The sequence below is a fragment of the Nostoc sp. DSM 114161 genome (assembly GCF_052692665.1).
In genome coordinates this window covers 4,170,309-4,189,948 of record NZ_CP195141.1, presented here as the reverse complement: position 1 = coordinate 4,189,948, position 19,640 = coordinate 4,170,309, and the positions used below count along the sequence as shown (strand labels likewise).

The 19,640-nt window shown below is 40.9% G+C and carries 16 protein-coding genes and 1 tRNA gene; 3 read left to right on the top strand and 14 right to left on the bottom strand.

Annotated features, from left to right (window positions below):
* Nucleotides 1–179: 179 nt before the first annotated feature.
* Nucleotides 180–725 (bottom strand): thermonuclease family protein, encoded by a 546-nt coding sequence (locus NSTC745_RS18210; protein WP_445638399.1) that lies wholly within the window; start codon nt 723–725, stop codon nt 180–182.
* Between the two features lie 51 nt (nt 726–776).
* Entirely contained in the window at nt 777–1,145 is a 369-nt protein-coding gene (locus tag NSTC745_RS18205) for a 2Fe-2S iron-sulfur cluster-binding protein (protein ID WP_445638398.1), read from the bottom strand.
* Nucleotides 1,146–1,249: 104 nt separating this feature from the next.
* Between NSTC745_RS18205 and NSTC745_RS18200 the strand changes: the two genes are divergently transcribed.
* Nucleotides 1,250–1,336, top strand: a tRNA-Ser gene (locus tag NSTC745_RS18200).
* A 346-nt stretch (nt 1,337–1,682) separates the two neighbouring features.
* On the opposite strand, the gene NSTC745_RS18195 is transcribed toward NSTC745_RS18200, so the two are convergent.
* The 5 genes from NSTC745_RS18195 to NSTC745_RS18175 all read right to left on the bottom strand — a co-directional run bounded on the left by NSTC745_RS18195 (nt 1,683) and on the right by NSTC745_RS18175 (nt 6,041).
* Nucleotides 1,683–1,952 carry a hypothetical protein gene (locus NSTC745_RS18195; RefSeq protein ID WP_445638397.1) on the bottom strand — a complete coding sequence of 90 codons (270 nt, stop codon included), beginning with the start codon at nt 1,950–1,952 and terminating at the stop codon, nt 1,683–1,685.
* A 124-nt stretch (nt 1,953–2,076) separates the two neighbouring features.
* Complete coding sequence (locus tag NSTC745_RS18190; protein WP_445638396.1) at nt 2,077–3,120, bottom strand: WD40 repeat domain-containing protein; 1,044 nt, start codon at nt 3,118–3,120, stop codon at nt 2,077–2,079.
* A gap of 89 nt (nt 3,121–3,209) precedes the next feature.
* Complete coding sequence (locus NSTC745_RS18185; protein ID WP_445638395.1) at nt 3,210–4,181, bottom strand: CobW family GTP-binding protein; 972 nt, start codon at nt 4,179–4,181, stop codon at nt 3,210–3,212.
* A 387-nt stretch (nt 4,182–4,568) separates the two neighbouring features.
* Nucleotides 4,569–5,483, bottom strand: coding sequence for an alpha/beta fold hydrolase (locus NSTC745_RS18180; RefSeq protein ID WP_445638394.1), 915 nt, complete (start codon nt 5,481–5,483; stop codon nt 4,569–4,571).
* Between the two features lie 117 nt (nt 5,484–5,600).
* Complete coding sequence (locus tag NSTC745_RS18175; RefSeq protein ID WP_445638393.1) at nt 5,601–6,041, bottom strand: SufE family protein; 441 nt, start codon at nt 6,039–6,041, stop codon at nt 5,601–5,603.
* 600 nt (nt 6,042–6,641) lie between these two features.
* On the opposite strand from NSTC745_RS18175, the gene psaK reads away from it, so the two are divergent.
* Nucleotides 6,642–6,902, top strand: coding sequence for a photosystem I reaction center subunit PsaK (psaK, locus tag NSTC745_RS18170; protein WP_445638392.1), 261 nt, complete (start codon nt 6,642–6,644; stop codon nt 6,900–6,902).
* A 198-nt stretch (nt 6,903–7,100) separates the two neighbouring features.
* Here psaK and NSTC745_RS18165 read toward each other — a convergent pair whose 3' ends face one another.
* The 5 genes from NSTC745_RS18165 to NSTC745_RS18145 form a co-directional block, all read right to left on the bottom strand.
* The gene (locus NSTC745_RS18165; RefSeq protein ID WP_445638391.1) at nt 7,101–7,841 is read right to left on the bottom strand and encodes a DUF3891 family protein; all 741 of its coding nucleotides are present in this window, start codon (nt 7,839–7,841) and stop codon (nt 7,101–7,103) included.
* Nucleotides 7,842–8,805: 964 nt separating this feature from the next.
* Nucleotides 8,806–9,495 (bottom strand): manganese catalase family protein, encoded by a 690-nt coding sequence (locus tag NSTC745_RS18160; protein ID WP_445638390.1) that lies wholly within the window; start codon nt 9,493–9,495, stop codon nt 8,806–8,808.
* A 174-nt stretch (nt 9,496–9,669) separates the two neighbouring features.
* Nucleotides 9,670–9,948: a GlsB/YeaQ/YmgE family stress response membrane protein gene (locus tag NSTC745_RS18155; protein WP_096539000.1), complete on the bottom strand. Its 279-nt coding sequence runs from the start codon at nt 9,946–9,948 to the stop codon at nt 9,670–9,672.
* 490 nt (nt 9,949–10,438) lie between these two features.
* The gene (gene hemN / locus NSTC745_RS18150) at nt 10,439–11,821 is read right to left on the bottom strand and encodes an oxygen-independent coproporphyrinogen III oxidase (protein ID WP_445638389.1); all 1,383 of its coding nucleotides are present in this window, start codon (nt 11,819–11,821) and stop codon (nt 10,439–10,441) included.
* A gap of 765 nt (nt 11,822–12,586) precedes the next feature.
* Nucleotides 12,587–14,653, bottom strand: coding sequence for a tetratricopeptide repeat protein (locus NSTC745_RS18145; RefSeq protein WP_445638388.1), 2,067 nt, complete (start codon nt 14,651–14,653; stop codon nt 12,587–12,589).
* 376 nt (nt 14,654–15,029) lie between these two features.
* Between NSTC745_RS18145 and NSTC745_RS18140 the strand changes: the two genes are divergently transcribed.
* Entirely contained in the window at nt 15,030–15,908 is an 879-nt protein-coding gene (locus tag NSTC745_RS18140; RefSeq protein ID WP_445638387.1) for a hypothetical protein, read from the top strand.
* A gap of 182 nt (nt 15,909–16,090) precedes the next feature.
* Here the strand turns inward: NSTC745_RS18140 and NSTC745_RS18135 are convergent, their stop codons facing one another.
* Together NSTC745_RS18135 and NSTC745_RS18130 are read right to left on the bottom strand one after the other, a co-directional pair.
* Complete coding sequence (locus NSTC745_RS18135; RefSeq protein ID WP_445638386.1) at nt 16,091–17,986, bottom strand: aspartate kinase; 1,896 nt, start codon at nt 17,984–17,986, stop codon at nt 16,091–16,093.
* A 377-nt stretch (nt 17,987–18,363) separates the two neighbouring features.
* Nucleotides 18,364–19,599 (bottom strand): DUF445 domain-containing protein, encoded by a 1,236-nt coding sequence (locus tag NSTC745_RS18130; protein WP_445638385.1) that lies wholly within the window; start codon nt 19,597–19,599, stop codon nt 18,364–18,366.
* Nucleotides 19,600–19,640 lie beyond the last annotated feature (41 nt).

The following is a 19,640-nucleotide window of genomic DNA, read 5'->3' as shown; positions in this document are numbered from 1 at the left end:
AGGCGGAGGGGCAGAGGGGCGGAGGGGCAGAGGGGCAGAGGGTCAGAGGGTCAGAGGGGAAATACTATTGTTACTTCTTCCCTGCTCCCCTACCTCCCCTGCTCCCCTGCTCCCCTGCTCCCCTGCTCCCCATCTCCCCACACTCCCCATCTCCCCACACTCCCCACACTCCCCACTCCCTACAGATTTTGACGGCGAAATTCAGCGGGAGTAAGGCGCATGGGTTTTTCTGGGTTCCAAATTCCTTGCCCCATGAGTCTAGCCCATTGTTGGGCACGTTCTAAACGTTGGTCATATTTGTGATTAGGCGATCGCGCAACGAACAATGCATTCCCTTGTTTGACTAATTCCTCATTCAACAAAATCTTATTTTTCCATACATAAGCTAGAGTTCGTCCAATTTTGTCTTTTGGTTCTAAATCAAACTCCAGTGTTACTGATTGTTCTGCACCACCAATGAGATTTTCTAACTGTTCTTTTGCTTGTTCGCCCCAAGGTCGCTGTCGCACATCTGGTGCATCAATTCCTACTAAGCGCACTTGGGAAATCAGATTTGGTTGTTCGGCCATACCTAACACTTCCAAACTATGCCCGTTAACTACCCGCGCTACCTTTACCTGCGCCTGATTGTTTGGCAGCGGATTTTTACCTTGGCAACTTACCAAAAGCAATACACAAGCCAAAATAGCTATTTTTCGCACCCAGTCACCAAAATACACTGTCAAAGCAGTAATTTCCTCCTCTGCATCTGTGTTGCCTCGCGTGCGAACAAAATCCTATTCTTCATCTAACGGTAAACCCGCTTTAACTCGACCCCTACCAAAATAGCGTCCAAACTGGAGTTCATAAACTTCATCTTCGTCTTGTGTTTCCACTTCCAAATCGGAACGGGGGTAACTCACACACAACAGTGCATAACCTTGCCGACGCAACTCTGGCGACAATCCGATCGCCTCTGGTTGGTAAATTTCTCCTGACAACACTCTCACAGCACAAGTGGTACAAGCCCCATTACGGCAGGAAAACGGCAGTTCTGCTCCTTGTTTTTCGGCAGTGTGGAGAATGTAGCGGTCTTCTGGTACTTCTAGGGTGTATGTTTTGCCAGTGGCGCGATCGCGAACTCGAATTGTATATTTACGGGACATCTGGATTTGGGTTTTGGACTTGAACTTTGAGATTAACCTAAAAGATCTTTTTTTATCTTTGCATTTTTTGGAATTTTAGAGTAAGATTGTAAATCGTGACATCTGGAGAGATGGCCGAGTGGTTTAAGGCGCAGCACTGGAAATGCTGTAATGCGGAAACGTATTCCAGGGTTCAAATCCCTGTCTCTCCGCTATAAGCTATATAGGGTAAGGCTTTGGGCTTTACCCTTTACTATTTTAAGGTTTTATGCATCGCAAAAGTGGTTTAAAAAGCAATACAGTTCAGTTAGAGCCAAAAACCTGATTCTTGCGTAGGTTGGGTTGAGGAACGAAACCCAACATCCGATCGGGTTTGTTGGGTTTCGCCAAGCCTCAACCCAACCTACATTTATCCTTAACTGAACCGTATTGGTTTAAAAAGTGGTGTATGTGGTTGATTGATTTTATTTAAAATCACAACACTAAATTTTCGCTTATCAAAATTAATAGGGGCAAAGTATTCCTTTGCCCCTATTAATTTCGATCGATCTAATCTGATTAAAAATCAACAGATGGCAGTTTGCCTTGTATTAACTCAAACTGTGCTTGAGTACACTCGGCACAATTGCAACCGAGTCGATCTAGAATCGGATTAGATTTTTGAATCAATTGTGGTGCTGCCAAACTAGGAATTTCTTGTGTCGATACTACTGCGATCGCTGGTGTAGTATATGCATTCAGACTAGATGCTTGTGCCGGATTGGCTAGCATTAATATGGATGCCAGAAAAGCAGGACAGACAAGTAAAATCAGTTTGGCTATGTTCATAATTTACACAAGTATACGTTTGTTCATACAGCATAGCTAATAAATTGACGGTGTTCAATACTCTGCGGTCAGTACGAAGTACTGAGTTACCATTGATTCTGCTTATGCCTTGCCCTCTATTTTCCTAATGTTGCAAAGTTTCTGACCAAATAATTAATTCGCCTTTTTCGCCGCCTGCGGCTAGTAATTTGCCTTGGGGATGCCAAGCTAAGCTAGAAAAGCCTCCAGAAACACTTGTGATTATTTGGGATACTTCGTTGGCATTGTTCCACAAACACAACCAGCCATCAGCACCAGCTGAAGCGAGAAGAAAGCTTTTAGGTGCAAAGGCGATCGCATTAATCACATCCACATGATTAGTTAAAACTCGCGCTTCCCAACCTAAGTTATCATCTTCTAATTTTTCCCACACTACGATACCTTCAACACTAGAGGATGCTAGTATTGGCGCACCCAAGTTTGTAGTCGCTTCTGACCATGCCAATTGGCGAATTTTTCCAGGGAAACCCCGCATTACCCAAGGATCGGGATTGTTCCATTCCAAAACGGTGACGCTTCTATCCATATTTCCGGAAGCGAGGAATTTCCCATCGGGCGACCAAGCCATAGCTAGGCTGACGGTAGGCATATCTAAAATGTATGGTTCGTCATCCCAGTTTTGACTATGCCAAATCTTGACTCCTTTATAACCAGCAATGGCTAAGTACTCGCCGTCAATGCGCCAATCTATTCCCAAGACTGATGAGTTATCGAAATTCAATGTGACAACAATTTCACGAGTATTTGCATCCCACACTTGGACGTAACGCCCCAAACTAAAAGCTAGTTGGTTACTGGTGTGATTCCAAGCTAGTTTGTCAACCCATGCAGGCGCATTTTCTAATGTGGCGATTAATTCAGTGTCTTGCCAAATTTTAACTTGTCCATTTTGTCCGCCGACAGCTAAAAATTTTCCATCTGGGGAAAAGGCAAGGCAATCTACTGATTTACCGTTACCAGTTTGCAAGGTTGTCAGTTCGCTATCATTCCACAGTACAACTTCTCCAATTGCGGAAGTTGCTGCTAAGGTTTTACCTTGGGGTGACCAGGCGATCGCAGTTACATAATCTCCAAGTATCCCCGAATAGTGTTCTTCAAATAGTTTAGATTGGCTGGTTATAAAGTTCATATCTTTGAAAAGGGGGAGTGAGGAGTAAGGAGTGAGGAGTGAAGAGTTTTTAACTCATAACTTTTAACTCCTAACTCCTAACTTTTTATTTAAGCTAGACAAGCAAGAAAATCTTGCTTGAGTTTGTCTGCATCAAGGTTGCGACCGATGAATACTAGTTCGTTTTTCGGAGTTTCGCTGGGTTTCCAGGGGCGATCGGGTCTGCCATCAAATATCATATGCACTCCTTGGAATACAAATCTATTTTCTTCTCCAGCGATATTTAATATACCTTTCATCCGAAAAATATCTGGGCCTTGGGTACGCAGTAACTCAGAAAGCCAAGCGTTTAATTTTTCGCCATCGACTGCACCTTTTTCTACTAAAGCTATAGAAAAAACGCTTTCATCATGTTCGTGGGCATCTTCACCTAAGAAATTTGGATCTATTTCTAATGCGCGTTCTAAATCAAATGCTTTCACACCTAATAAAGCATTCATTTCTAATTCAGAGTTGCGGGTACGATAGATTTTTGCCATCGCATTCATTGACCGAATTCGCTTTTCTAATTCGTCCAATTGTTCTGAGGCTACTAAATCTGTTTTATTAAGTAAAATTACATCGGCAAAGGCAATCTGTTCTTGGGCTTCGTCTGCATCCCAATGCTGCCAAATATGCTTGGCATCTACAACTGTTACTACTGCGTCTAAAGACAGTTGATTTTGCAAATCTTCATCCACAAAAAATGTCTGAATTACTGGTGCGGGGTCGGCTAGTCCTGTTGTTTCAATTACTAAATGGTCAAATTTATCACGTCGCTTCATCAAATTGCCAATGATGCGAATTAAATCACCGCGAACTGTACAGCAGATGCAGCCGTTATTCATTTCAAATATTTCTTCATCGGCATCGATAATTAGCTGATTATCAATGCCCACTTCCCCAAATTCGTTAACAATCACAGCAACTTTTTTGCCGTGTTCGTAGGTGAGGATGTGATTAAGGAGAGTCGTTTTACCTGCTCCCAAATAACCTGTAAGAACTGTAACGGGAACTGAATTTGTGCTTACGTCAGCTACCATACTCTAAATTCCTTTTTTCTCACCTTATGGATAATCAATATCGCCTATGATAATTCTTTTTATTTTTTTGTGCGAAGTTGGCTTAAGAATTCAGAATTCAGAATTCAGAATTGGTAAGTAAAACAGGCTTTAGAGGATGTTTGAAAAGTCATGATTGATGTATCAAATATTTTTTACCCCACCCTAACCCTCCCCTTTCTAAGGGGAGGGAACTAGATTTTTTTGTTTCCCCCCTTACCAAGGGGGGATTAAGGGGGGTAATTAAAATCACAGCTAACCACTTTTCAAACAAACTCTTACACCATTTTAGGAAATTCCTGCTAGAAACACGTCGGTAGGGGCGTACAGCTGTACGCCCCTACAATGGATTAATTTGCTGCAAATATTTTAGTTCTCAATTCTGAACAAAAAATTCTCGACTGCTGCTAAAACCTCTGCGGGGTATTCTTCATGCAGTCCTAAAGAACCAGGAATGACGGCGCTTTTTACTCCTGGTAATGCTGCTAAAGCGTTCATTTCTTCTCGTGATTTGGTAGGGCTGGATTCTCCAATTACCACCATCAGTGGTACGGTTAAAGACTGTACGAGTTGGAGAAAATCGGATTGCTGGCGTACAGCATCAAGATTTCCAGTTACAAAGGCAGCAGAAGCAAATCTCGCTCCTGGTTGTTGAGTTGTCTGCCATTTTTTATCGATGAAACTGGGTGTAAGTTTAGCCGTGTCAGTAAAGACATGACGGCGGTACATAAAATTTAAGAAAGAAGGGGTAGTGTTAAGTTTGTAGAGAGCTTGACCAACTATAGGCGATCGCACTAATCCTCTCACCATACCAGCTATCTGCTCGCTTGCGCCCATCGTCGGCAAAGGGCCGCGCCAAGTGGGAGCTAACAACACAATTTTTGAGAATGCAGTAGGCTGTTTGGTAGCTAATTGTAAGACGTAACTAGCCGCATGACCAGCCGCCATTACAGTAATTGGAGTCTTAAAAATCGCGTTGACGAAATCTGACAAAAATTGCTGATATATTTGGGGTCGATAATTTAAACTAAGACGAGAAGATTCGCCAAAACCAGGCCAGTCTACGGCTACAACTTGAAAATTGGGAGCTAATAATCTAGCAAGTTCGCCTATTTCTAAACGCGTCGAAACACTACTAAAAGCTGGTAGTAGCAATAGAGGCGAACCTTTACCAAGGGTTTCATAAACAACGCGCAATTGCTGGTTTTCCCAATTCCAGAGATATTCTTGAACTACTCCACCAAATCCAACGGCAGCAGCACTAGATAATAAATTTGTTGACATGAGATTAAATTTTCTCCTTTGTCATTTGTTTGTTATTAGTCATTAGTCATTAGTTATTAGTCATCAGTCATTTGTTTATTCACCAATGCCCAATGCCCAATGCCCAATGCCCAACTATTAGTTAGGTAGATCTAACTTACATTCCAAAGCTTTTTTTTGCATGGTTTTAAAAATGTTGTAAAACCCATTGGCACGGGAAGGTGTAAGACTAACATTTAAACCTGTTTCTTGAATAAAATCTGGAGTAAGTTGCACAATCTCAGTTGGTGTTAGTCCATTCAATCCTTCAACTAAAAGTCCGACTAATCCTTTGGTTAACTGCGAATCAGAATCACCTTGAAAAACAACTTTACCATCATTCAAGCTTGCTGTGATATAAACTTGAGAAACGCAGCCAGGAACTTTATTATCAGGTAATTTATCAGCTTCTGGGAACTCATTGAGCTTCTGAGCATACCAGATTAGCTGTTCGTAGCGTCGCTTCGGTTCGGAAGCGCGTTGAAAGCGCTGGACAATTTTAGCAAGTGCAGGTGGCAAAGAATCTAGAGTTGAGGACATAACAGAAGCTGGAAATAATCGCTATCATCTTGAGTGTAAATTATCTTTAGAGGAATCGCGCCTGTACTTCAACTTGACTAGAAGTTGTCAAATCTAGATAGTTGACGCGATGTCTGCGACGGGCTACGCCTACGCACTCATATTAGCGAGATTTTTGGCGTTGCTGATTTCATGTATGAAAACGATTGTCTATGATTTCAAAATCCTGTAGAGACTAGCAATTGCTAGTCTCTACATCTGGATTCATACCGCTTTAAGCTATTACGTAAGTGTTTGCGAAGAGTAAAACCTATGTGTCGTTTGATGCAAAGATATTTGTAATCTTAAAGACATCCACTACAGCCTTTTGAATTCTTTTCTTGAAGTTGGGCTATTTGCATACTCTAGTCAATTTGACAGTTAATGAATCGATCGCAATCGGTTCAAATGTACTACTGTTTATTCAGATTTTAGGGGCAAAAATACTCAATGTGGGGCAGATTATATTAAGTAGTAAGAATAAGTGTTAAATATTGATGCAATATCGGGTATTGTCTTGAATTAGCTTCGGGAATTTTCAGATTATATTTTCAATCATTAATAAATTTCAGGAGCAAATCAGTGTTTACTTCAACGTTACTTGCTGCTGCAACCGCACCCCTGGAATGGAGTCCTTACGTTGGCTTGACTATGATTATCGCCAACATAATTGCCATTGCCTTTGGCAAATCAACCATCAAGTATCAAAATGCAGAACCAAAACTACCATCACCCAATTTCTTTGGTGGTTTTGGTGCACCTGCTTTATTAGCAACTACCGCCTTTGGTCATATCTTAGGAGTAGGCGCTATTTTAGGACTGCATAATTTGGGTAGACTTTAGGTTCTTGCTCAAGTTAGCCGTTATTTGATGATTTTTTGTCTCCAGCTTTGAGCCAGAAAATTACTTATCTGGCTCTTTTTTGATTCAATACTGAGTTGTAAAGATTCTAGGCAACAGGCAATAAACTTAAAATTCTCTTGAAGTCAGGATTTGACGATCGCTTTACATCTTAAGTTAGTTGACAACTGCCATAGGTATCTAACTTTTAACAAACGTCCACTCTAATACCTTGATGGGGGCTTGTTGTAGTGCTTGAGTCAGTTCGGTATTGCTTTCAAATTTTATCTGGGAGAGGTCGCAAGCTTCGATGTTGACTGTGAATTTCTCTTCTTGGAAAGGCCAGGGTTTGACAACAACTGATTTATCGCTGCGCTGCATGATATCATAGCGTCGATCGTCAGGGCCCTTGCTAATTTCTAAAAAGCGTTCATCAGCAGGTAATTCATGCTGACAGAGGATCAGAGAAAGGCGATCGCACCATTGCATAAATGCGTAAGCTGCGTCAACTTCTTCCTTTTCAATGCCTAGTTCTTCGCGCCAACGTTTTTGATTTTCGAGTTGCTCATCTAAAAGTTTGTCTAGTTCTGGAGACTGGCCCCGGCTTGGCTCATTTAAACGACTAATGTGCATGGAAATTAATAGAGCTACCCACCGTCCGCGGTAAAGAGCATTCTTAGCCAAATTAGCAACTTTGTAAGTACCTTTTTCCATCTCACTCTTTGTCATCATAGTGAAGTCTCTTGGCGCACCAGCTTCAGTGAGATTATCTTCTTCCCACTCTTTTTCTAAATCATCGTGATGGGAAATTGCAGCTATTGTTTCATATAATCGCACTGGAGCATCTTTACGTCGCCATTGTCCTCCTAGCTGAGCTGCTAACAAAGCATGGGCACGATGATAAATAATCTCCCAACCATTTTGAGTCGCGTTGACAATCACAAAAATCAATCTCCTGCTCGACAGTTTTCATTTAGGGTTGAATTAAAGAAAATGCAGAATTCAGAAGTGAAATAAGCTTTATACTTACAGCGTTTTGCAACTAAATGAGGTACACCCCCCAACCCTCTTTGCGAGTTCGGGGAGGGGTATTTCTGTACTTCACGAAGTTGAAATCTGCTGTATCTACTAAACTGAAGGGGCGTATTTCACTAAATCTGCTGTAATTGCTGAATTCAGAAACATCACTCTGTATCGTTGTGTGTGCCTGAATATTTATCAAGGAAGCCAGGAGGAAAACTACTCTGGAGACTCCTGCCGCGATCGCTAGCTTTTCTTGTGGTTTAAGACAAGAATGCCAATTTAAAAATTTGCTGGCTCTCCTTATTGAGGAGTCACCAATCCCCAACCGAGGTAAAACATAAAAGCCTTCTAAGTAGAAACACTAAATTAAACTAAAAAAGAGGTTGCCGGGTTTCGACTCCGCGGAAGTTGAGCGTAGTCGAAACTCAACCCTCGTCTTCTCAGCGATCGAGCATTGAGCGTACCCTACCCTTCTCCTAACGGAGACGCTCTTGCTAGCTTGCTTCCCGCAGGGTACGGGAACGCCAAGGGCGAACGGGATGCAAGCTACGCGTAGCGTCTCCCCTTGGGAGAAGTCGAAATGCGTCTTCTAAATAATTGTGTCCACCTACTTATACCATTTCACTAAAATCCTGATACAAATTCTTTCCCCTCTGCTCCCCTACTTGCCTAAATGTATCAACCTTAAAGCGAAACGGTGTTACCTCGTGCCTCCTGCCTCCTTCAAAGCCATTCGTAGGGGCGCACAGATGTGCGCCCCTATGGTGTGTCCTCTGGAAATTAATATCAGCAAATACAGCTTGGCAATCATTCAAAGCTAAGAAGAATAAGCCAAAAAATATTTGCTATAAATCCACTCATGTTCTAACTGCAAACTATGGAATTAAGAGTGACTTTCTAGGGGATTTGCAATGTATTTAAATGTTGGCTCAGAATTCCAAGGGCCGCGCTCATCTTTACCACCGTTTGTAGATAAGTTATAGTAAAGCGCAACAGTTTCATCTGGCTGAACATTACCAAAGAAGGGATCTGTTAACTTACCCAGAGAATCTAGAGCTTTCATAAACATCTGGGTATGAGAAATTTCTCGTGTTAAAAGATGGACTAAAGTTTCTTTAGTTCCTTCGTCAGTTGCTAGCTTAATCAACTCTTCGTAAGTCTGACGAGCGCCAGCTTCGGCTGCAATATTAGCTCTCAAATCGCGGACTACATCTCCGCCTTCATTCAAGTAACTTGCAGTCCAAGCGTTACCTTGACTATCTAAAAAGTGAGGGCCCATACCTCGTACTGCAAACAGAGTACTTTTATAAGCTTCTGTTTGATCGGTATCTTTGGTATGAACTTCGATGAGTTTGCCAACCATTTCTAGATGGCTAAATTCTTCGATCGCAATATCTTGGAGCATATCTTTAATTCCAGCGTTTTCTACGTGGAATGATTGAACCCAATATTGCAAAGCTGCGCTTAGTTCTCCGGTCGCTCCCCCAAATTGCTCTAAAAGTAATTGAGCATAACGAGGGTTTGGTTCCTTAACGTTTACTACATGAATAGGATCTTTTTTGTGAAAGAACATAGATTTAAGCTTCCAAAAAACAGTTTGACAAAATAGATGGACTGGTTTTAATTACTAGTAGTATTTCTCACATGTATCGGGGTAAGATTGAGTTCGCATAGCTTCTCAATTGGGAAAACTATGAAAGAATTAAATACCAGCGGTAATTTCAGATTAATAACTGCCGTTTAGCAATTATGCGTTACTACTTCTTCTGATTAATCCCCATAGATAGATAGCAATAATCGCGCCAAGGACAGCTACTAAAATGCCGGGAATAGTTAAGCCAGCGCCAGCCGAAGTAATTTGCAAAGTCCCGGTTCTTAGCAATGTAAACAAACTTCCACCGATAAACGCACCAATGATACCTAAAATCATTGTGGAAAGAATACCACCGCCTTGATAACCAGGATAAATAGCTTTAGCGATAGCACCTGCTAAAAGTCCTAAAACTACCCAAGCAATAATACTCATAATCGATAATTACCTCATCAATTAGACTTGTATATAATTTATCAACTTTAATTCACAATTTTTTCTATCACATGGGATAAATGCTGAATCAAAAGTTAGATAAAAGAGGCTCTATCTAAAGGATATGAGAATTGACATTTGGCATTTATAGCAGAAAATTGCCAATCCAAGTTTTTACTAGCGAAAAGCGATCGTCAATTATTAAATTTTGAACTTGTATATTCAAGTTTGTGGATTATATAACTAGATTCTTGAAGAAGAACAGAACTTTCTATTTATTCAAAAAAATCGGTAATTTGAGCGTTGCTATATCTATCTGAAGATGTAATTTGCTTATCTAACTTTTTGGAGTTGTAAAGTTGATGAAAAATTAGATCCCCGAATCCAGTAGAGCGGAGATATAAAAACGCTTCAGATCCCCGATTTCTTTAAGAAATCGGGGATCTTCTTGTTCTCTAAATTATTCCTGAAAAATCTATTGCCTATTGCCTTAAATCGCACGAGAAAATTTTGATTCTCGCGTTCTTGTATGAGTATCAAACACTACGGCAATATTTCTGACTAATAATCTACCGATATCTGTGATTTGGATGCGATCTGTTGATAAACTCACCAGACCATCGGCTTCTAGTGGTTTTAACGCCTCTAGTTCCTCGGAGAAATATTCATCAAAACTTATATGATACTTATTTTCAATGTCTTGCTTATGTAACTGGAAGTGAGACATGATAGACATGATAGCATCTCGTCTGATGATATCATTTTGAGTCAGTTTAATACCTTTACTAATAGGTAAATTACCTGCTGCAATTGTCTGATAATAATCCTTTAATTCTTTGTGGTTTTGAGCATAGGCATCTTCTAACATACTGATGGATGTAGCACCAAAACCAAAAAGTTCTGTTTCAGCATGGGTGGTATAGCCTTGAAAATTACGCTTGAGAGTGCCATTGCGTTGAGCGATCGCTAATTCATCATTAGTTTTGGCAAAATGATCCATCCCAATAAATAGATATTGGTTATTCGTCAATTCTTCAATGGTCATTTTCAGAATTTCTAACTTTTCCTCGGCTGGAGGTAAAGCTTCTTGAGGAATATTTTTTTGCGTTGGTTTCAACCAAGGTACATAAGCAAAATTAAAAACAACAATGCGATCGGGATCTAATTCCATAGTTTTTTGCACCGTCTCCCGAAAACTTTCGCGAGTTTGATAAGGCAAACCATAAATTAGGTCTACATTCACACTTTCAAACTTCGCTTCTTTAATCCAACTCATGACATCAAACAACATTTCTTCAGGCTGAACGCGGTTCACAGCTACTTGAACTTGCGTATTAAAATCCTGAATGCCAAAACTAATGCGATTAAACCCAATTTGTCTGAGAAACAGAATATAGTTTCTATCAATGTAGCGAGGATTAATTTCAATTGAGATTTCCGCTTGTGGGTCAATGTTGAAGTGACGATTGATGTTTTTCCATAAAAATTCTACTTGGTCGCGTTCCAAATAATTAGGAGTACCACCACCCCAGTGAATTTGCAGCACTTTTCTTTCTGAATCTATTAAGGCTGCGGTATTTTTGATATCTTGAACCAAATAGTCTAAGTAAGGTTCAGCAATTTTCTTGTTGTTAGAAATTACCGTGTTACACCCACAGAAATAGCAAGCACTTTGGCAAAAAGGAATGTGGAAATATAAAGAAAGAGGAGTTTTGCGTTGATTCGAGGCGGCGATCGCAGCTTTAAAATCAGTTTGGGTAAATGTTTCGTCTAACTCTGTAGCCGGTGGATAGCTTGTATATCTGGGTGCGCGAGTGTCATATTTTTGAATCAAATCCAGATCGAATTTGACACCAGGTAATAGAAAAACCATTGAGTTACTTTCCAATAAATGTGTGAGGGGAGTGGAGAGTGGGAGCAGGAGAGGCAGGGGAGGCAGAGCTTATAACCCTCTTTTACCCCCTTTTTAAAGGGGTCGGCGTAGGCGGGGGGATCTTAACCGAACCGTATTGGGATCTGCATTATCTATCCAGCAAATACCACTGCTGATGTAGATCCCAGCTGTTTTTATTTGTCCTAAGATTATTTAACTATTAATATTTGCATAACTATTGAGTTATTAAAATTTATTTATATTTGAAAAGCTAAAAGTTTGAATACACGGTCTTACTTAGTTAGAAATTGCTATGTAATTTTGATATCAAATTTTACCGATTTTTCAGGAATATTTCTATTCAAAAACTAACTATATTTGAGTTTGCAAATGTAGCAAATCTTATAAAAATAAAGTGCGATCGCTTTGGATACAAATACAATATGACGCACCAACTTAAGAATTACTTTATAAATAAGCTTCTAATATTAAGGATAAGTCTAGTGTAAATTGCACAACTATATAGATCTATCGCCATACCAGCTAGCCCGGATTTATCGCAAGTAAGAAATCCGGGTTAAGGATATGCGGTGATTGGAATTCGGCGCAAACAGTCTAGCGGTCGGTTTGTGTAAAAGCTTTAATGTTTCGTGCTGGGCAAACAAAGGGGATTAGGGAGTACAGCACAAAGAAGCCATTTTCATTCTCCCCCTGCTTCCCCTGCCTCCCCTGCCCCCCTGCTTCCCCTGCCCTTACCCCCACTCCCTACTCCCCACTCCCTTTTTTCTCTCTTCTTCCAGACTTTGGACGAGTAGTTTTTCCTGCTACTGACTTGTTTTGCAGAATTGCAATTTCCCTTTGGGCATCTTGATAACTAGCTTTTTCGCCTTGTTTTTGGAATAGTTTTGCAGCTTTTTTGAAATCTGCGATCGCTCCTTGTTTATTTTTCTGTTTGGCGCGAATTACGCCCCGATTATAATAGGCTAAGGCGTTGTTAGCATCAATAGCGATCGCTTGTGAATAATCTTGATTTGCAGCTTTTTTATTTCCTAATTCGAGATAAGCGTTACCACGGTTATTGTAAGCTGCGGTATAATTAGGATCTAGTTTTAATGCTTCACTATAATCTTGAATAGCGCCTTTATAATCTCCGAAAGAAAAGCGGTGAATACCCCTGTGGATGTAAGCAGCAATAAATTTTGGATCTAGCTTTAAAATAGTATTGTAATCTTCATTAGCTGCTATTTTATTGCCTAAATCGCTATAAATATCGCCACGATTTAGATAAGCTTCTATATATTTGGGGTTGATGTTAATTGCATCTGAATAATCTTTCAAGGCTGCATCTTTTTGATTATTAATAACTTGAGTTAAACCCCTTTGATAATAGGCTTTGGCATCGCTAGGGTTGATTTTAATTATTTTATCAAAATCTTGGATTGCTGCTTGTTTAAGTTTGAGACGGCGGCGGAGAATACCTCGCTGCAAGTAGGCTTCAGTATACTCAGGTTTGATGGCGATCGCTTTGCTAAAATCTCCAAGCGCCCCTTTATTATCTTTAATTTGAACGCGGGCTAATCCCCGACCATAATAAGCGTATGCATCTTGAGAATTTAACTTAATTGCTTGGGTGTAATCAGCGATCGCTTCTTTATACTTGCCTAATTCATACAAAGCAAATCCCCGGTCATAATAGGCATTAGCATCTTGAGGATTGAGCAAAATTGCTTGACTAGAGTCTGCTTGTGCTTGCTCATAGTCTCCTAACCGATAATAAGCATCGCCTCGCTTATTATAAGCCAAAGCGTTTTTTGGTTCTAATTTAATCAGCTGGCTAAAATCTTGAACTGCTCCTTCATAGTTTGCTATATCATATTTATTTACTCCCTCTTGATATAATTTGTTTTCACCATTACTTTCAGATTTTGGTAACTGCAAAAACCACCCTGCAACACCAAGTGTGAGACAGCCAGCTATGCCGGTCATGGCTAAGAATAATTTTTGATGCTGGTTTTGGCGTTCGCCTTCAGCACTTGTTAACTTTTTTAAATCGTCTAAAACTTCAGTCGCATACTGATAGCGTTTTCGATAGTCAAAACGCACCATTTTATTAATAATTTTTGCTAACTTGTTGCTAATTTTTAAATTTTTGTGCTGCCAAACAATTTCACCTGTGAACCGATTCTTCTGGCTTCGCAGATGAGATATTTCGTTTGTTGGCAAACCGAGAAGTGCGGCGATCGCAACTATACCTAAAGCATAGATATCACTGTTGTATTTCAGGTTGCCGTTAGCTTGCTCTATAGGCGTATATTCGAGACCATTAGAATTCGTGCTAACTTCATTAATAGTATTAAAGCCAACTAAAACTAACTTTTTATCTGAATCACGGCGAATAATGTTTTCCGGTTTAATATCTTGGTGAATTACTCCACGGCTATGCACAACTACTAAAATTTCTAATATCTCTGATAACAAACTAATTACTTGGTCTTCCCTTAGAGGTTGTGTTGGTAAAATTTCATCAGTCAAAGGATTGCCAGGAATAAATTCTTCAACCAAATAAAATTCTTCATTTTCTTCAAAATAAGCAACTAGCTTCTGGATTTGGTCGTGTTCTTGTCCGAGTTGCTCTAAAATTGTTACCTTGCTAGCCAACAAGCGGTGCAGGATTGTTAAATTTTGGGGATTGCTTGTAGAAAGATATAGTCGTTTGACTACAAATTGTTTGGCAGGAAGATTAACATCTTCTGCGAGATACGTTTTTGCCTTTTCCCCATCATTGAGAACTTTTAGTATTCGGTAGCGTCTATCTAGGAAATGACTATCCATCAATATCAAATATAGTCTTATAGTCTAATATTTTATTTGATTATAGTGTAGGTGTTATTACTGGTAATTTTAAAATATAAAAATTTCTGAAAATAAAAATAATCATAGCAAAATCCCATTTATAAGTCCGATTAATTAGCTAATACTGCTTATTGCTACTAATATTTTTCTTTTTGGGTAAGATGTGACTAAATATATACGGTTATATAGTACCCGACTTAAGTAAGATGTATGCATAAAATGAGACTTGGAACAAAGATTGAGAATATTAACAGGTTATTTTGATCCCTATTCTTCAGCAATCCCACCCATGACACTCGATCCCCAAATGCGATAAAAATAGCGCAGCGAATGATACATATCTGCGTCTAGAAGATTGAAAATCAACAGATTTGGGCAGAAGAAAGACCTAGCGGCCACTGTAAAGCGCCAATTAATCGAGGCGCTGAACCGTCGCGATGTAGCTACTGTTAGTAGCTTGATTGTAGACTGGCAAAAAGTTGTGGGAACAGAAAAGTTAACTAATTTGATAGTTAACCAGGTAATGCTTGAATGCGACTCTGACACTCACCGTTGGTTTTGTCGAATTTTTCTTGGGCAAGCGCAATACGAACAGATGCAAGAAAAAGCCCAAACTAACGTTTTTCAAATTCTTTTAAATGGCGGTTTAGAACCAGGTAAAGACTTTAGCTTTGGTTCTGATGGCAGACTTTTGATGAGCGATCGCGCCAAGGAAATTTTACTGTCCCAAGTGCCAGAGCAACGTAAATTTTTGTTTGAAGCACAGTTAGAACCTTTAGCAAGCCAAGATCGAATCATTGCTATTGAACAGCAATTAGGGTGTACATTTTTTAGTAATTTAACTGAAATTGCTATCCAACAAATTCAGGTATTAAGCAATTCTCAAGCAGCGGCTTATCTAGGAGTACTAGTGGCTGGGTTAGTGTCGCGTCATCCTCAACTTGAAGATGCAGACTTTCCCACACGATTTATACTAAGCACCCTCCAAGGATTGCCCGAAGAACGAGCAATGCTAATTCTCAACGATCCGGAAGAAAATCCTCAGTTTGATGAACCGATCGTTTTTCAACATCTATTAGCAGCAATGGGAGATACAGAATATCACCGAATTACTGAGGAGGATGGCGGTATCAGTCTCGAACAACTCAAAAAACTTGATTTAGTTTGGCGTGGCGAACGGGAAATCTCCGAAATCATAGCCATGATGGAAAGATGGCAAGCGAAAAATAAATAAGTCTTGCTGAAAAAGTCAGAGAAGCATTAATTAACGTGAATTATAAAAACCTCACCTACCCAGCCTCCCTCTCCTTCGAGGAGAGGGAGGAGTAACGAAAAATCGGGCTTTTTGCTCCCCTCTCCTTGAAGGAGAGGGGCTGGGGGTGAGGTCAAAATCCGATACATCGAATTCACGTTGGATTACGCTGGCACAACAAATTTTTCAGTGCCAGCTAGTCCAAAGGCGCTATGAATAGCTTGTAAAGCTTTAACACCTTGGTCTTGTGCCACGACACAGCTAATTTTGATCTCTGAAGTCGCAATCATCTGAATATTTATTTGTTGTTGGGCTAAGGCTTCAAACATTTTAGCGGCAACACCTGGTTGTCCTACCATACCTGTACCGACAATACTTACTTTAGCGATCGCACTATCCAAAACAACTTCGCCCCATCCTAATTCTGCTGCTACTTCGGTGAGCAGCTGTTTTGCATTTTCGCCATCCATCCGGGAGACAGTAAAGGCAATATCCCGCCTGGGAATACCATCAATTACCCTACAACGTTGAGACTGGATAATCATATCAACACTGATATTGTGTTGTGCTAATAATCCAAACAACTTTGCCGCCATCCCCGGTCGGTCTGGTAATTGGCGAATCGCCAGACGCGCTTGGTTCAAGTCTAGGGCGACACCACGAACGGGAGGACAATTTGGCAGAGGGGCAGAGGGGTACAGGGGCAGAGGGGAAGTCCTCTCCTCTGCTCCCCTGCTCCCCTGCTCCTCTGCTCCCCTGCTCCCCTGCTCCTCTGCTCCCCTACTCCCCTGCTCCCCTGCTTCAATTTCAAATGCTTTACTCAGTGCGGTAACGGCGCGATCGCATTCGGCTGCATCTACTACGCAGCTGACTTTCACCTCGCTGGTGGAAATCATCTGTATATTTACGCCCGCTTCGGCTAAGGTGGCGAACATCTTCGCAGCTACACCGGGACGCCCAATCATACCTGCGCCTGCGATGCTAACTTTGGCGATGTTATGTTCTACCATTACCTCGGCTTCGTCAGATTTGGGATTGAATGGACTTCTCAGGGCTGGGGCGATCGCTGCTGCTACTGCTTCGGCTCGTTTCAAAATCGGTGTTGTCACTGTAAAGGCAATGTCATTACTATTACCTTCATGAATTGACTGAATAATCAAATCTACATCTACTTTTTGACGGGAAATTTCGCCAAATAACCTCGCTGCTACACCTGGCTTATCGGGAACGCGCAATAAAGCGACCTTTGCTTGATTAGTATCAAATTCTACAGCATCGACTGGACGGGCAATTTCTAGATTAATTAGCGATCGCCCTTGGGATTTGGCAGAGGTAACCCAAGTACCTGGGTCATCCGTCCAGCTAGATCTGACTACGAGGGGAACGCCGTAGTTACGAGCAATTTCCACAGCACGGGGATGCAACACTTTTGCTCCCAAGCTAGCTAGTTCCAGCATTTCATTGCAGGTGATGGCATCCATCAACTGAGCTTCGGGAACTAAGCGCGGGTCTGTAGTTAAAATCCCTGGAACATCTGTATAAATTTCACAAAAATTTGCCTGTAATGCTGCTGCCAAAGCTACCGCTGAAGTGTCCGAACCACCACGTCCCAAAGTTGTGATTTCCATTTCTCCGGTGCTGGATATACCTTGAAAGCCAGCTACAACAACCACTTTTCCTGCTTTGATGTGGCGAGTTAAGCGACTAGTTTCAATATGCAAAATCCGAGCGCGGCTGTGTTCGGCTTCAGTAACAATTCCTACCTGAGCGCCAGTCATAGAAATTGCTGGTTGTCCGAGTTCCTGCAACGCCATGCTGAGTAAGGCAATGGTGACTTGTTCGCCAGTGGAAAGCAGCATATCCATTTCCCGGCGGTTAGGATTTGGCGAAATTTCATTAGCTAGTTTGACGAGTCCATCAGTGGTTTTGCCCATTGCTGAAACCACTACAACCAGGGAGTTTCCAGCTTTGACAGTTTTATAAACGCGCTGTGCAACAGCCTGAATGCGTTCGACTGAACCGACAGATGTACCACCATATTTCTGAACTATGAGCGCCATAACTTTTAGCCAATCAATTGTGTCTGTTTTGCTCAACGCCCCCGCCGGGTTAGGAAGCTTTGAAAGTATTATAATAAGCTGCCCTTACATCTAAAGCCGCACATCTTTTCATGTAGGCTGTTGACTGTTAAGTGTCAACAGTCAACGAACCTTATGAGTAACTGTGCAATTTTAAAGCGTAATAGCTTATTTACTTTACTAACTTATCAGAATCAATTGACACAAAAAATCTGAAATTGATATTTTGTCAGAAATTTTTTATAAAAAGGCATCTTTCACCCTATACCTTCGATGGATGGAATGAAAGACGCCCCAACGCCCTTACCTGTTCGGGGTTAACAGTCAACAGTTAACTACTCCCCACTCCCTTTTCCAAATTAAAATTGACTAAATAATAAAAACCCTGTTTGAAATAGTCCGACAACTAAACCCAAAATCCCACCTAAACTCACAATTGCTTGCAATTCATTTTTGACAATTCCTTCGATCGCAGCTTCTAAATCAGCCGGCGAAGTTGATTTTACACGATCGACTATCACTTGATCTATCGACAAAATTGGAATTACTTGTGCGACAATTGCCTCTAAATCTTTTTCCAAATACTTCTCTAAAATAAAAGCCAATTCTTGACTCATCACTTCTAAAGAAGTATTGACAACAGGTGAAGTACTCAAGCGGTTTAACAATACTACAGCAATATTTTCCCAATTCACAGAATCAGTTAATCCTTGTAGTAGATCGCTGCCACTAGTTTGTAAGTAATGACGCACGCTTTCGCGTGTTGTCTTTCGTAGCTGGCGGACTGTTCCAATCGGCAAGTTTTGTAATGATAAATTTTGCAATAATTTGCGAATGCGCTCGCGCATTTGCAAATCTTGAGTTAATTCCTGCAAACGAGTATTGGTGGCTTCTTTTTCATCTAAACAAAAAGTCCTGAGTCGCGTCAGAGTATTACGTAAACCAAACAAATTTGCCACTACCCAGTAAGTACCACTGGTTTTTTCTCGAAAGCCTTCATCAATAATTTGAATTGTGCGATCGGTCAAAAAATCAACTATTGCTTGGCGCAATACATCTGGCGGTAAAACCACTTGCAATAACCAATCAGCAAGCCGCGTGGCTTGTTCTTCAGTCAATTGAAATTCCAGCAATATCTGGTCAAAAACTTGATTGATCTGCGCTTCTAAAAAGTCTTCTCGCCGAGATAGAACCTTCAACAATCTTGGCAAGGATTCTCCTAATAAATCCCGCAAAATTCCCGCTACAATTTTAGCACTTTTCTGGTTTTTATCTGTTTTGACTTGTTCGATCGCCAGCCGCAACAACCAAAGAATTGCTCCTTGTACGCGTTCTGTTTGTAACAGACGCCGCGCCAGATTTTGTAATTCCTCTGGCGTTAGTAACGACCCCATGATTGTATTAGAAATGTTCAGAGCCAGACGTTCCTGGTTGCGGGGAATTAATCCAGGGGTGAAGGGTACTCTTCGTCCAGCAATATAAATTGCTCGGTAGGGACGGAATAACATTTTGATCGCTATATCATTCGTGAAATAGCCGATAATTCCACCCAGTATAGGGGGAGACACATAAAGCCAAAGATGAGACCAGTCCACAGGATTTTGGATTTGGGATTTAGGAGTGACGAGTTAGGAGT